The sequence below is a fragment of the Solibacillus sp. FSL R7-0682 genome (assembly GCF_038005985.1).
GTDB lineage: Bacteria > Bacillota > Bacilli > Bacillales_A > Planococcaceae > Solibacillus.
The window spans coordinates 3,093,453-3,107,060 of the sequence record NZ_JBBOUI010000001.1; the positions used below are offsets into that span (position 1 = coordinate 3,093,453).

The following is a 13,608-nucleotide window of genomic DNA, read 5'->3' on the forward strand; positions in this document are numbered from 1 at the left end:
AACGTCCTTCACTATAATAGTTGTTTTAGGTGGATTTTAAAAGGTACAAATACAATTTAATCTCCTAAATATAAGTGAACTACATCCGTTTGATGGATGACACTGTTCGATTCGGGCATTTGACGTATGACTTTGCTTCCTGAACCATGCCATTCGGTCTTGTATGGATATAGATTTGAAATAATCTCATCTTTTGTTAATCCAACAAAGTTCGGGACACGTTCTGTTAATTCGTCACCCCAGACATATTTACGCTCTAACTGATTTTCTTGCTTTTCTATTTGTAAAAGTGGTGCCGCGTCTTCAATAATCTGCCCTACAATCGGTGCCGCAATAACACTACCAAATTGCAATGAACTCTTTGGATGATCAATTGCTACATAAATCAGTATTTCTGGATCGTTTGCAGGTGCAAAACCTATAAATGAAACAATATAATCACCATCTTTATAGCGACCATTTTCAACCTTTTGAGCAGTTCCAGTTTTACCAGCAATTCGTAAGCCATCTCTATACGCTTGACGCCCCGAGCCGTTAGCAACAACGGATTCTAGCGATTCCCTTACAATTTTCGATGTTTCTTCACTTACAACTTTCCCCTTCACAACCGGTTCGTTTTCAAGAAGGACTTTTTTTGATTCTGAATCAATAACTTTTGATACGACATAAGGCTGATAGAGTGTTCCTCCATTAATTGCAGCAGCGACTGCCTGCACTTGCTGAATCGGTGTGACGGATATTCCTTGCCCAAAAGAAGTAGTCGCATGCTCAACAGGACCAAAAGCATCTTTTGAAAACAATATCCCCGATGATTCACCCGCAATATTGGAACCTGTCTTTTTCCCAAAGCCAAAACGATGAATATAATCGAGCAATTTTGTAGAACCTACACGCTGCCCTAATTCAATAAAGCCCGGGTTACAGGAATTCTCTACAACTTCAAAGAAGTTTTGGTGTCCATGCCCTTCTCGTTTCCAACAGCGTAGTCTTGCCCCTTCTACCATTGTATAACCGGCGTCATGAAAGTGATCATGTTCCATATCTACTACACCTTCTTCAATTGCAGCACTTAATGTTATAATTTTGAACGTTGAACCCGGCTCATACGACATAAATACTGGAAGATTTCGATTGTAAATGGCAGGGTCTACTTCTGCGAAATTTGCTGGGTCGTACGTTGGGAAAGAAGCAAGTGCTAATATTTCTCCACTTTTTGGGTTCATTGCAATCGCTAATGCCTGATCTGCATCATATGATAGCATCGCTTGTGAAAGCTCACGCTCCACAATTTTCTGTAACTCAATATCAATTGTTAGCTCCAGAGTCGCACCGTCTTTCCCATCTTTCCATTCATCATCTACGTGCTCCAAAGAAACTCCTTTTGCATCAGTAAATAATCGTATTGCAGCGTCGGAGCCGGTTAATAATTTATCAAATTCATATTCGATTCCAGCCAAGCCTTGATTATCTACACCTGTAAAGCCGATTAAACGAGCGAGTAAGTTGCCATTCGGATACGATCTAACATAGTCAACCCCACTATACAATCCAGGTATTTGCATTTGTTGTAACGTAACTGCTTGCTCATATGTGATATTCTTTGCCTCAGGTGCAATTTTCACAAGAGATATTCGCTGCTCCAATTTTTTCAGAATGGCATCTCGATCTTTGTTTAATACTTGTGAAATTGCTGTGGCGACTTCCTCTTTTTCTGCATTTTGCGATGGCATAAAATACAATGTAGGGGCAAGTTTATTCGAAACGATAATCTCACCATTACGGTCCGTTATTTTCCCTCGCTCGGAGTGAAATGGTATTTCCCGATCCCAATTTTGCTTTGCCAATGTCGAAAGTTCATCATACTGAACCAGCTGCAGGAACAGTAATTTAACAAAAATCGCCACGCCGTATAAACCAAATGCGATGGCGATCCATGTTAAACGCTTTTTAGATTTTGTAGTTACCCACTTCAAATTTTGACACCTCACATAAAACAAAGTATGTCTTGAGGTGATAATCTATTCAAATTCGACTTAATCTTGCGGGAGTTCTTCTTCCAATTCTCCTTCTTCCATGTTTTCAGGTGGTGGCGTCAAATGTTTTTCTTCTGGTGTCATTAACTTCACGACAATTGGAGATTGGTCATTCGCAACCGTCCCTTGTGACATACTTTGACTTTCAACAAATCCGTCGCCAAATATTTCAATTGGAAGCTTAGATAATGTTTTATAAACGAGTAGATTTCTTAACGACCAATTTTCAAATGAAGGTAATGTGATTGCACCCTCTGTTTTTAGGAAAACGATACTCCCTTTTGTTAGGGAGGCACCCTCTTTCGGGAATTGTTCTACAATTTGACCACCTTCGCCAATAATAATTGGTTGCAAGCCATCACTTTGTAGTTCTGTCACAACTTTATCTGTTTGTTGGCCTTCCATATTTGTAATAGCTTTTGTTTGAACCTCTGCAACGTCAGTTGGATTAATATTCAAGTATTTCAAACTATTTAGTGCGACTGAATTAAATACTTGCGACACTGGATCAGAGCCTACTTCTGTTGCAGCAAGTTTTGGTTTTGCTACTGCAATATAAACAATTATTTGTGGATCATCCACTGGTGCCATTCCTAAGAAGGAGTACAGGAATTCATTCTTCCCCCAGTCATACCCCTTACCATTTGATTTAGGCATTTGGGCAGTACCTGTTTTCCCAGCTACCTCATATCCTTCAATTTGGAATCGTTTCGCATTTCCTGCTTCTCCATAAACCGTAGATGCTAATAACTCACGTACTGCTTTAGCAGTATCTGACTTAATTGGTTGCCCCTTTTCAGTAGGCTTTGAATCGACAACAATTTCCCCAGTATTTGGATTAACAATTTTATCAATAACATACGGTTGCATCATTTTTCCGTCATTTGCAATGGCAGTTAAACCTTGAATGAGCTGTATTGGTGTTACAGTTGAACCTTGACCAAATGCCGTTGTATATTTTTCTAACGGATAACGAGAATTAATGACACCACTTGCTTCACCAGGTAAATCAATCCCAGTTTTTTTACCAAATCCAAAATCAACTAAATAGTCTTCAAATGTGTCCCATCCCATAATATCAAGCAAGTTGGTCATGGCCGTATTAGAGGATCGCTGAAATCCTTCTAAATACTTAATTGTTCCCCAACCGTATGTATTGTGGTCGCGTATAGTATCTCCATACACCTTATAAGAGCCGGATTTATAATAATCATTCGGATGCCAATTATTTGAATCAATTGCTGCAGCTACTGTAAATGTTTTCATTGTTGAGCCTGGTTCAATCGTATTTTCAATGACATCATTTAGCCAGTTTCCATCTAAACCTTCACGGGTATCTGGATTAAAGGTAGGACGCTGTGACATCGCTAATATCTCACCCGTTTTTGGGTTTGCGATAACCCCAATCATCGACTGTGGATCGTATTTCGTATTTACGCGAGACATTGCATCATCTAAAAAATTTTGTATTGTTTTATCAATTGTTAAATAAATGTCATTTCCGTCCTGAGCTTCTTGCACGACTTTATCACTATTTGGCAATAAATAGTTTTTCGCATCACGTTGATACGTCAATTTCCCGTCGGTACCTGTTAACTGTTTATTGTAAATAGATTCAAGTCCCATTTTCCCCACAACTTCTGAATTTCCATCCTTGTCTGTTTCACGAACAGCAAAGCCAATTAAATGTGAGGCAAACGCACCGTTTGGATAGTAACGTTTTTTATCACTGAATAAAATGATCCCTGGAATTTCTAATGCTTCAATCTGTTTCTTTGTTTCATGGCTAATGCCTCGACCGGCTAATCCAAACTCTACTTGATAAGTATCTTTATTAGGATCTGGTGTCAGCCGATCTAAAATCTTTTCCTCATCCATCGGAATATACTGAGCAAGTAATCTTGCAGCTTCAGCTTTATCTACAACATGTCTTGGTTTTTTTGGATTTTCTGTTGCCTTTTCACTAATGACTGCAACAAGTCGATAACTTAACGTATCTTCTGCGATCACATTCGCATTTCTGTCCAATATTTTCCCTCTATCCGCCGATAAAACATACCCTGTTTGATACTTTGCTAATGCTTCCGTTTCTAACTCATGTCCGTTTACTACACCTGTCGCTTGAATCGACACAAAACGCCAAAATAATAGTAAAAAGAGCCCTCCAAAAAAAATAAACATTAGAAAGGCTCCATACTGGTAACGAAATTTTCTCTTTTTCATTCTCCCGGCACTACCTTCACATTTTTCTCATTTAGTGTTAAACCGAGTTCTTTCGCTTTTTCCCAAATACGTTCGTGAGTAGAAAGTTCACTCACACGTACTTTAAGATCTACATTATCGTTTGTTACTTCAGTAATTTCGCGTTCAATTTTTTGAATTTCCATACTCTTGGCTTGGATTTCTCCTTGCGTATGTAATATAGAAACAGCGAAAGATGCGACAACAATAGAAAAAATAATAAATAAAACTTTTTCCCGAACAGAAAACAGCATAGGCTTTCGCTTTTTCGGCGGTATAATCTGCCTCTGTTGCTCTAATTCAGGCAATTCGGGTTGGTTCTGGATGTATGTTTGTCTAACTCTTACTGCCATAGCTTACCCACGTCCTTTATCGTTAATTTTTTCAGCAATACGAAGCTTTGCTGAACGTGAACGATTATTTGCTTCTAACTCCTCGTCTGTTGGTAAAATTGGTTTTCTAGTAACTAATTTAAGTACTGGTTTCATATGTTCTGGGATAATTGGTAATCCTGGTGGTAAATCTGGTAATGACGAAGCCTCTTTAAATAATGTTTTTGTTAAACGGTCTTCTAAAGAATGGAATGTAATTACACTAATACGACCACCAATTGCTAATACATCAATTGCATCCACTAACGAATCTTCCGCTGCACCTAGTTCATCATTTACGGCAATACGAATCGCTTGAAAAATTCGTTTTGCAGGATGTCCACCCTTTCGTCGGGCCGGTGCTGGAATGCCATCTTTAATTAAATCTACTAATTGTCCTGTTGTTTCTACTGGTGCAATTGCCCGAGCTTGTTCAATTTTCCTAGCTACTTGTTTAGAAAACTTCTCCTCACCATAGCGGAAGAAAATTCGCACTAAATTATCATATGACCATTCATTCACTACATGATAGGCAGTAAGTTCCGCTGTTTGGTCCATACGCATATCAAGGGGTGCATCATGATGATAACTAAAGCCGCGCTCCGGAGTATCTAATTGTGGTGATGAAACACCTAAATCATATAAAATCCCATCAACTTGATGGATATTTAGCTTTTCAAGTTCTTCCTTTAAATAACGGAAGTTCGAATGCACAAACGTTACACGATCTAAATAATCAGCTAGTCGTACTTTCGCATTTTCAATTGCAATTGTATCTTGGTCAAAACAAATTAATCGACCTTTTGATGATAGTTGTCTTACTAAGTATTCACTATGTCCTGCACCACCTAAAGTACAATCCACATAAATACCATCTGGATTGATGTTCAACCCATCAACAGTTTCTTTCAATAATACGGTTGTATGATCGAACATTTCTAGAGCACCTCTTAGAGCTTGATTTAAAAATCAAAGCCAATTAAATTTTCTGCAATATCACTAAAGGATTCAGCCGATTCATCAAAGTATGTTTCCCAAGCATCTTTAGCCCAAATCTCTATCTTACTTGATACACCTAATACGACACATTCTTTTTCAAGATTTGCGTGTTTAATTAATGTGGACGGTAGATTAATTCGACCCTGCTTGTCTATTTCTACTTCGGTAGCGCCAGAAAAGAAAAATCGTGCAAAGGCACGAGCATCTTTTTTCGTCATCGGTAAATCTTTTAATTTTTCTTCAAGTTTTCGCCATTCATCCATAGGATAACCCAAAATACATTGATCAAGTCCACGTGTAATTACAAAATTTTCACCAAGTAGTTCGCGAAATTTTGCAGGTACAATCATGCGTCCTTTAATATCAATAGAATGCTGGAATTCACCCATGAACATGCTACTCACCCCACTTTAGTAATTAATGTACCACATCCCCCCACTTTCTACCACTAGTTTCATCCAAACTATAATCATTCAAGCAAAATCACGAAATTAAGCATATTTTCACACGTATGTTCCGTGCCAAAGGACACAAAAAAGGTTATCTCAAACCGAGATAACCTGACCATTTTTATAGTAAGACAACCTGATGTTGGTTCGAAATACTCATTTCCAAAGCAATTAAATCATCAATTAGCGCTTGTCCATAGTCATTTATATATTGATATGGACTATATACACGTTCTTGGTAACCTTTGTTCGGATATAGTTCTGATTGAAGTAGTTTTAATTGGCGAATAGCAACATTATGTTTTTGTAAATCCTGCTGCTTAATTTTAGATTGTAAAAAGTTGAACTGCTTTTGATGAAACTCTTTATTTTTTCTTATGATCGCGTCAAGATGATAATCGCCTTGCTCCAAATAATTCGCTAACTCGTTATATTGTTCAACTAGTTGCTCATTCATTTGGTCAATATATTGTTGCACCTTTTCATCTTTAACACTCTCTATGAACTCAGTTAATTTTTGCTCAGCTTTATTATCCATAACTTCTATTACAGTGAGTTCATTTTGCTGTAATAGCGATTGAACTTGTCTTGTTACCATTGTAATATTTAATCTTGGCGCAAAAATTGGCATTTGTAGCGCTAGTATTTCAAAAGCCGGCTTTAATGTTGCCCAATATGCTAATTCCCCTGGGCCACCTACGAAGGCTAATACCGGAATAGTCATTTCTTGCATTAAAGGTCGTGTTACTACATTATTACTTAGCGCTTGAGGCGTTTCTTGTGCGATCTTCAATAACTCTTCTTTTGTAAAACTAACGCGGGCTAACGTATTTACAAATTTCCCATCTTTTCTTTCTAATAAAAAGCGTTCCCCGTCTTTTACGTAAAATATATTAGCATTTTGCGCTGACGCCTCTATCGGCTTCGTATAGCCAGCCTTATCCAAATCAGTTTCTTGTGTTACAACAACTTGCGCAATCTCCTCGCTGTTTTCGATTAGCGCCTTAAAATATGGTTGTTCATACTGACGAAACGATTCGAAAGTTGCATCTAACAATAACAAACCATGTTCATTGAAGAGTTCATTCATTAGCGAAGTGAAAAAATCTGTAAAGGTTGTACTTGCTTTCGCATGGCTCAATACGTCTGCTAATAATTGCTCTGTATAAGCTGTTTCTCCATAGTCTTTGAACACAGTCTTCACAAATTGCTCTAACGCTTCGCTATTAAGAGAGGTTGTAGAAGCCATTGTTTTTAATTTTGATCGCTCACTATATCCACGTTTTTTTACTTCCCCATCGACAATCGTATACGTATGATTGATTTCTTCTAAATCATGATCTTCACCAGCAATCCAAAACATCGGGACAACAGGTACATTTAACTTCTCGCGCTGTTCCTTTGCCAATAAAATTACCGAAATTGCTTTATGAACAGAATAAAGCGGGCCAGTTAATAATCCCGATTGCTGTCCCCCCACTACTACGAGTGCACCTTGCTGTAAATCCACTAAGTGCTGTTTTACTTTTTCGGAAATGCCAAATGGCGTCATATATTCACGAATTATTTCTGCTAATTGTTTTGAACGATACTCTTTATTTTGTAAGTATGTAGCGCGCTCATGAAATGATTTTTTATTATATTTATACTCAAAAAATGAATGAATCTTTGCATTTTCAGACCAATAATCTGTTAATAAATGATTATTCACTGGGGATTGAATTTGTTCCAGCTTCATCGATATTCTCCTCTACTTCTCTCTACTCAATTACTATTTACTATTTGTCTTAAGCATTTGATACAATTCATTTTATACGTTCTTAATCCATAGGCAAAAGAAAATGCTTACAAACACGCTAGTCTATTAACATAAAAATAATTATAGAGTGGGTCAAACCAATGATCCACACTAAAAAATAACTAACGCTTAATATAATAAAATAGACGCGCCATATTTTTTTTAATAATGGCTTTATTTCAATTTCCTTTTTTGTTCGCCAATCGATATATGTAAAAAGAATTGCAATTACGAGCGCTGTAACAACAATCGGGATAAATACAGAAAATTCCCAAAGCCCCTTTATCGCGATGGATATCGAGAAAAATAATATACCTGTTGTTACATCAGCTGCGAAAGCTATAGCTTTATATTTGTCCAATTGAAACTTACGGCATATAACATATGTCACAAAAAAAGCAATTATTGGACATAATACAATCGCTGCTATAAAAAATTGAACAATTAATATCACATTTTTTCACCGCTCTCCTCAAATGCTTTTACGAGCATATATAGCGTTTGTAATACTGGCATTTGTCTATTTTGTGCTTGTGCTTTTTTTATGATCGGCTTGGCAATCGTGTCAATCTCCGTTTGTCTGCCCGCTAATCGGTCCGCTAACATCGATGACGTGTTTTGTGCCGTTCGTTCGCATAGTGCGACTACTTGCTCAAATTGGAATGTTTTTGCATAAGACGGAAATGTTGTTATTATTTCATTATATAAATTTTTTAATAATTGGAAAGCATAGTTTTGCTCAACAAGTTGTCCATTTGTCACTTGCAGTATGGCAGTCAATGGATTGATAAAGCAATTTAATAACGCCTTTTCCATTAACATCTTTTCGGCATCTAATTCAAATTCGATAGGAAAACATTCCGTTGAAAGTTTCTTGAAAATAAAAAATTTATCAACCTCGCCTTTAGCTACCGCAATTTTCATGACTCCCAGTCCTTTATGAGCGACATGATTATGACTTAATTTTTGCGCACCAAACTGAATCGAACTAAATGCAATATGGTGTTGCTTTAATTGCCTTACCTCTTCATAATGCGCTAAACCATTTTGGATAAACAATAAGGGAATAGTTGGATCTATATTCATCAATTGCTGATAGATTCCTTGTAGTTGCCCATACTTTACTGCGATAATAATTAAATCTGCCTCATCGCAAAGCGAAGTAGTACGTTCTACTTGAAATTTTGCCAACGTGTTATCCACATTCGTTCTTGTTAGTTGCATCATGTCATAAGGCTGGGTTACTGTTTCCTCTTTTGTAATGAGTCGAACTTTCGTATCTCCTTCTGCCATAAAGCTCGCTAACAATAGGCCAACTGCACCAGCACCAATTATATCAATTCGCATTTATTATACCTCAATTTTATTTCGAATTAAAAAGGTCTGCCTTTGAGACAGACCTTCAGCTAACAATATTATACTGGATATACAGGATGTTTTCGATACGGAAGAACAATTTGTTTGGAATTATAGTAATTTAAACGTTGAATAAGTGTTTCTCTCAGCTGGTTCGCTGGTACAATGTCATCAATGACCATTTCCGACGCCAACTTATAAAGATTTATTTCTTCTTTGTATTCTTCTATTTTTTGTTTTACAAATTGGATACGTTCTTTCGGATCTTCAATTGCCTCTATTTTATTTGAATAAACCGCGTTAACCGCCGCCTCAGGGCCCATAACGGCAATTTGCGCTGTTGGGAGTGCGATTACAACATCCGGTTCAAATGCGGGACCACACATAGCATATAAACCAGCTCCATATGCTTTGCGGACAATCACTGATAGCTTTGGAACTGTTGCGGAACTCATCGCCGATATAAACTTTGCTCCATGACGTATAATGCCAGACCGTTCAACCTTCGTCCCAATCATAAATCCTGGAACGTCCGCTAAAAATAATAAAGGAATAGAAAACGCATCACAAAGCGTTATAAATTTAGCTGCTTTATCAGCAGAATCTACAAATAAAACGCCACCCTTTACTTTTGGTTGATTGGCAATAATCCCAACAACTTGCCCATCAATTCTTGCCAAACCGGTAATTAATTCCGATGCAAATAATTTTTTTATTTCAAAAAAACTGTCTGCATCAATTAGCCGTTCGATACAATCATACATATCAAACGGTGCATTTTGATTTTCTGGAATAATTTCCTCTAACGATTTCCCAGCAATCGGTGCTTTGACATCCTCTAGCGGTGGAAACTCTGCATAGTTTGCAGGGAAGTAACTTAAATATTGGCGTGCGTAATAAATGGCTTTCTCCTCATTTTCTGCCAACACATCGCCACAACCGCTCACTTCACAATGCATACGCGCACCGCCCATTTCTTCAAGCGTCACTTTTTCTCCAATAACCTTTTCAGCCATTCGAGGAGACCCTAAATACATTGAAGCATTTCCGTCCACCATAATCACAATGTCACAAAATGCCGGGATATACGCACCACCAGCTGCAGATGGACCAAATAAAATACATATTTGCGGAACCATTCCACTCATCCGAACTTGATTGTGGAAAATTCGCCCTGCACCACGTCTTCCCGGAAACATTTCTAGCTGGTCTGTTATCCGAGCGCCCGCTGAGTCTACTAAGTATAAAATGGGTACTTGTAGCTTTTCTGCTGTTTCTTGAATACGTATAATTTTTTCAACAGTTCTAGAGCCCCAAGAACCCGCTTTAATTGTTGAATCATTTGCCATAACACATACTGTTTGACCATCGATATTACCGATCGCTGTTACGACACCATCAGCAGGTAAATCACCTGCTTCACAATTTGCAAAGCGTCCATCTTCTTCATAATGTCCATTATCAAAAAGTAACTTTAGCCGATCGCGAACGAATAACTTATTTGTTTCTTTTAATTTATCATGATATTTCGAATGACCACCTGCGTTGATCGCTTCAATTTTTTGTTGTAGTTGTTCAGTAAATGTTGTCTGCGTCATGTATTTCCCCCCTGGCATCATGCTAGTTCTACTAATACATCATTTTCTTCAACAAAATCCCCTTCAGCAACACATACTTTCGACACAGTACCATCATTCTCTGCATCATGTGCAATTTCCATTTTCATCGATTCTAAGATGACTAATGTTTGCCCTTTTGATACATGATCCCCTTCTTTTACACTCACTTCAAAAACTGTACCTGCCATTTGTGCTTTTACTTCTGCCATCATAATGCCCCCTTGTAGAAAATATTTGCGTAGTAAAACGCAATGCTTCTATGTTCATTGTAAGCTAGCTGTAAATTTAATTACAAATATTTTCTCGAAAAATAATAATGTTTCTCTAATTTGTACAGTTTCGTAGTATTTACGATTTTTCCTTCACTAAAACAATACCTTGTTGTAGCCACTTCACAAGCTTTTCATATTCAGTCTGTAACTCTGAATACTTCACTTCCAAATCATTATAAGCTTCCGTTAGTTCTTCAAAACTCGACAGCGCTAACTTCAAATGACTGCGCATCAATTGTTTTGGGCGTTTTTTTACACTACTTAAAACTTGTCCATATTGAGTTCTCAGCGTTTTATTCCAACGAAAACCACAAGCTTGTTTCGTACGATTTAATTGCAACGCCGCCTGCTCAAACGCTTCAAGCTGTGTACGACCATTTTGCACAGATTGAATGACAATCTCTGCTAACTTCTCATCATCCTCAAGTGTCCACTGATCTTTCCTTCTTTTTTGTCCCATCATGCACCACCTAATATTTTTTTACTACTATATGCAGCAAACTTAGAAATAGAATAAAAAAAGCAACTACAAAATAGATTTGCAGTTGCGGTACATCATTATTTTTTAGATTTATTTAAGAAGTTATTGACAGCTTCATGATGAGCTTCTGATTCCCAAAGCTTCGCACAAAGATGAATCTCTTGCATGACACGCTCATACATATTTCGCTCTCTCCATTTACGCAGTTCAATTTCTTTATACGCTTGGTGAACAGCAGGATGAATTTTTGCCATATGTTCAATAAAATCAGCTAACGCTTGTTCCTTTGTTCCTTCAATATAAACACGCATCGCCCAACCAATGTCATATAATGTTTGGGCATCATAAGGTTTCGCATCTACGAGCATTTTTAACGCACGATCATGACGTAATCCCCGTTCAAACAAATATGTACCTCCACCCCAGCCAGAAGTGATAGCTAGCGAACCTTGAATAAACCCAGCCTTCGCATGAGATGCCATTAATCGAAAATCGCAGGCAGTTGCAATTTCACATCCCCCACCAACTGCTGTACCGTTAATTAGAGCAATTGTAGGGACAGGTAACGTAGCTAGTTCATACAAAATATTTCCCATTTTACTCAGCATCCCGAAAGCCTCTTCTTCTGTTTCAAGAGAATGAAACTCAGATAGATCTCCTCCCGAACAAAATGACTTCTCACCTGCACCAGTAATGACTAAAAATCTTACATCGTCATGCTCATTGATATATGTAATAACTTCTTTTAAGCCGTCCATGACAGCATAGTTAATCGCGTTACGCTTTTCTTCACGATTGATTGTAAAAGTCATAATTCCGTCTGCATTATCAATTAAATAATCCAACAAACCCATCCCCTATTCTTGTTATCCTAAAATTTTCTAATAAGTAGCTAAAACGGGCATCCCCCATTAACTACATATAACAATAAATTTATAAATAATTCTCACAATATCAATAGTAAAGGAGTCATTTTCATTTGACAATCTCTCGCTCTAAAAGAATCTCATAAATATAAAAAAGACTAGAAGAGAGCCATGGTCTCTCTTCTAGCCTTTATATAGCGCAAATACTGAATTATTTCGCTACTACTTCTTTACCTTTGTATTGTCCGCAAGCTTTGCAAACACGGTGAGATAATTTAGCTTCTCCACAGTTTGGGCAAGCTACCATACCAGGTACAGATAATTTGAAATGCGTACGACGCTTTCTTTTTGCAGTTTTAGAAGTTCTTCTAAATGGTACAGCCATGATGGCACCTCCTTACAGATAGTTATTCATCTGTTTGATCAAAATACTTAGCTAAATCAGCCAGTCTTGGATCCAATTTTGGTTCGTCACCTTTTTTAGCAATTTCTACATCTTCATCCGTTGAATAGGACCAGTTTTTACCGCCCTGCACTTGTCCTTCGGTATTCTCTTTGAATACTTGCATCGGTACTTCTAAAAGAATTAATTCTTCTAGAACTGGCTTCATGTCAACAACTTCACCATTAACATAATGGATATCGCCGTCAACATCCCCGCGCTGTTCTGGATCAATCCAGCTGAATACTTCAACTGTATCGATATTCACAGGATACTCAACATCTTCCCACGTGCGAGCACATGGAAGCGTCAATGTAGCGCTAATATTAAGCTGACAAGTCATTTGCGATGCACCAAAAGTACATAGCCCTTTTACATGAACGGGTGAAACGTTTCGAATATCTTTATTTCGTGATGAAATATCGTCCAACTGAACAAAAGTATCAATTGGCATTCCGTCTTTTCGAAACTTTGATAATTGATGAATTGACCATTTCATTCGTTAATCACCTCGAGACAACACTGTTGATTATATAGTGAACAAAAATAGATGTCAAGATAATTTCTTGTCACTGTTTCAATTCATGCTTATAATCAAGTTAAATTCTTTATTTTGCATAGATAAATCCATTCATAATGCAATTCTATGCCAATAACTATTAATTCTATCGTAAGGAGGGA

14 protein-coding genes are annotated in these 13,608 nt (G+C 37.5%); all 14 read right to left on the reverse strand.

Features of this window, described 5'->3' with window-relative positions; all coding sequences use genetic code 11:
• Positions 1-56: 56 nt before the first annotated feature.
• Positions 57-1,973, reverse strand: a complete 1,917-nt coding sequence (locus tag MKZ17_RS15690) for a penicillin-binding transpeptidase domain-containing protein (RefSeq protein ID WP_340724670.1) — start codon at positions 1,971-1,973, stop codon at positions 57-59.
• A gap of 60 nt (positions 1,974-2,033) precedes the next feature.
• Positions 2,034-4,214 carry a penicillin-binding transpeptidase domain-containing protein gene (locus MKZ17_RS15695; protein ID WP_340724671.1) on the reverse strand — a complete coding sequence of 727 codons (2,181 nt, stop codon included), beginning with the start codon at positions 4,212-4,214 and terminating at the stop codon, positions 2,034-2,036.
• Positions 4,215-4,252: 38 nt separating this feature from the next.
• Positions 4,253-4,627, reverse strand: coding sequence for a cell division protein FtsL (gene ftsL / locus MKZ17_RS15700; protein ID WP_340724672.1), 375 nt, complete (start codon positions 4,625-4,627; stop codon positions 4,253-4,255).
• Between the two features lie 3 nt (positions 4,628-4,630).
• Positions 4,631-5,581 carry a 16S rRNA (cytosine(1402)-N(4))-methyltransferase RsmH gene (rsmH, locus tag MKZ17_RS15705; protein ID WP_340724673.1) on the reverse strand — a complete coding sequence of 317 codons (951 nt, stop codon included), beginning with the start codon at positions 5,579-5,581 and terminating at the stop codon, positions 4,631-4,633.
• A 26-nt stretch (positions 5,582-5,607) separates the two neighbouring features.
• Entirely contained in the window at positions 5,608-6,039 is a 432-nt protein-coding gene (mraZ, locus tag MKZ17_RS15710) for a division/cell wall cluster transcriptional repressor MraZ (protein ID WP_340724674.1), read from the reverse strand.
• 175 nt (positions 6,040-6,214) lie between these two features.
• Entirely contained in the window at positions 6,215-7,831 is a 1,617-nt protein-coding gene (bshC, locus tag MKZ17_RS15715) for a bacillithiol biosynthesis cysteine-adding enzyme BshC (protein WP_340724675.1), read from the reverse strand.
• Positions 7,832-7,949: 118 nt separating this feature from the next.
• A complete protein-coding gene (locus tag MKZ17_RS15720) occupies positions 7,950-8,345 on the reverse strand; it encodes a DUF3397 domain-containing protein (protein WP_340724676.1) in 396 nt (131 codons plus the stop codon).
• The gene (locus tag MKZ17_RS15725) at positions 8,342-9,238 is read right to left on the reverse strand and encodes a ketopantoate reductase family protein (RefSeq protein ID WP_340724677.1); all 897 of its coding nucleotides are present in this window, start codon (positions 9,236-9,238) and stop codon (positions 8,342-8,344) included. Before MKZ17_RS15725 ends, MKZ17_RS15720 begins: the two co-directional genes overlap by 4 nt.
• A 68-nt stretch (positions 9,239-9,306) precedes the next feature.
• A complete protein-coding gene (locus tag MKZ17_RS15730; RefSeq protein WP_340724678.1) occupies positions 9,307-10,845 on the reverse strand; it encodes an acyl-CoA carboxylase subunit beta in 1,539 nt (512 codons plus the stop codon).
• Between the two features lie 17 nt (positions 10,846-10,862).
• A complete protein-coding gene (locus MKZ17_RS15735; RefSeq protein WP_340724679.1) occupies positions 10,863-11,075 on the reverse strand; it encodes a biotin/lipoyl-binding carrier protein in 213 nt (70 codons plus the stop codon).
• 139 nt (positions 11,076-11,214) lie between these two features.
• Positions 11,215-11,598: a transcriptional regulator gene (locus tag MKZ17_RS15740; RefSeq protein ID WP_340724680.1), complete on the reverse strand. Its 384-nt coding sequence runs from the start codon at positions 11,596-11,598 to the stop codon at positions 11,215-11,217.
• A 98-nt stretch (positions 11,599-11,696) separates the two neighbouring features.
• Complete coding sequence (locus MKZ17_RS15745; RefSeq protein WP_340724681.1) at positions 11,697-12,464, reverse strand: enoyl-CoA hydratase/isomerase family protein; 768 nt, start codon at positions 12,462-12,464, stop codon at positions 11,697-11,699.
• Positions 12,465-12,696: 232 nt separating this feature from the next.
• The gene (gene rpmF / locus MKZ17_RS15750; RefSeq protein WP_008403415.1) at positions 12,697-12,870 is read right to left on the reverse strand and encodes a 50S ribosomal protein L32; all 174 of its coding nucleotides are present in this window, start codon (positions 12,868-12,870) and stop codon (positions 12,697-12,699) included.
• Between the two features lie 22 nt (positions 12,871-12,892).
• Entirely contained in the window at positions 12,893-13,426 is a 534-nt protein-coding gene (locus MKZ17_RS15755; protein ID WP_340724682.1) for a YceD family protein, read from the reverse strand.
• Between the last annotated feature and the right edge of the window lie 182 nt (positions 13,427-13,608).

What these genes read in the sequence shown, in the direction of transcription:
- MKZ17_RS15695 (WP_340724671.1), bottom strand. Translation starts at nt 4,214, where the DNA reads ATGTTTATTTTTTTTGGAGGGCTCTTTTTACTATTATTTTGGCGTTTT.
- ftsL (WP_340724672.1), bottom strand. Translation starts at nt 4,627, where the DNA reads ATGGCAGTAAGAGTTAGACAAACATACATCCAGAACCAACCCGAATTG.
- rsmH (WP_340724673.1), bottom strand. Translation starts at nt 5,581, where the DNA reads ATGTTCGATCATACAACCGTATTATTGAAAGAAACTGTTGATGGGTTG.
- mraZ (WP_340724674.1), bottom strand. Translation starts at nt 6,039, where the DNA reads ATGTTCATGGGTGAATTCCAGCATTCTATTGATATTAAAGGACGCATG.
- bshC (WP_340724675.1), bottom strand. Translation starts at nt 7,831, where the DNA reads ATGAAGCTGGAACAAATTCAATCCCCAGTGAATAATCATTTATTAACA.
- MKZ17_RS15725 (WP_340724677.1), bottom strand. Translation starts at nt 9,238, where the DNA reads ATGCGAATTGATATAATTGGTGCTGGTGCAGTTGGCCTATTGTTAGCG.
- MKZ17_RS15730 (WP_340724678.1), bottom strand. Translation starts at nt 10,845, where the DNA reads ATGACGCAGACAACATTTACTGAACAACTACAACAAAAAATTGAAGCG.
- MKZ17_RS15735 (WP_340724679.1), bottom strand. Translation starts at nt 11,075, where the DNA reads ATGGCAGAAGTAAAAGCACAAATGGCAGGTACAGTTTTTGAAGTGAGT.
- MKZ17_RS15740 (WP_340724680.1), bottom strand. Translation starts at nt 11,598, where the DNA reads ATGGGACAAAAAAGAAGGAAAGATCAGTGGACACTTGAGGATGATGAG.
- rpmF (WP_008403415.1), bottom strand. Translation starts at nt 12,870, where the DNA reads ATGGCTGTACCATTTAGAAGAACTTCTAAAACTGCAAAAAGAAAGCGT.
- MKZ17_RS15755 (WP_340724682.1), bottom strand. Translation starts at nt 13,426, where the DNA reads ATGAAATGGTCAATTCATCAATTATCAAAGTTTCGAAAAGACGGAATG.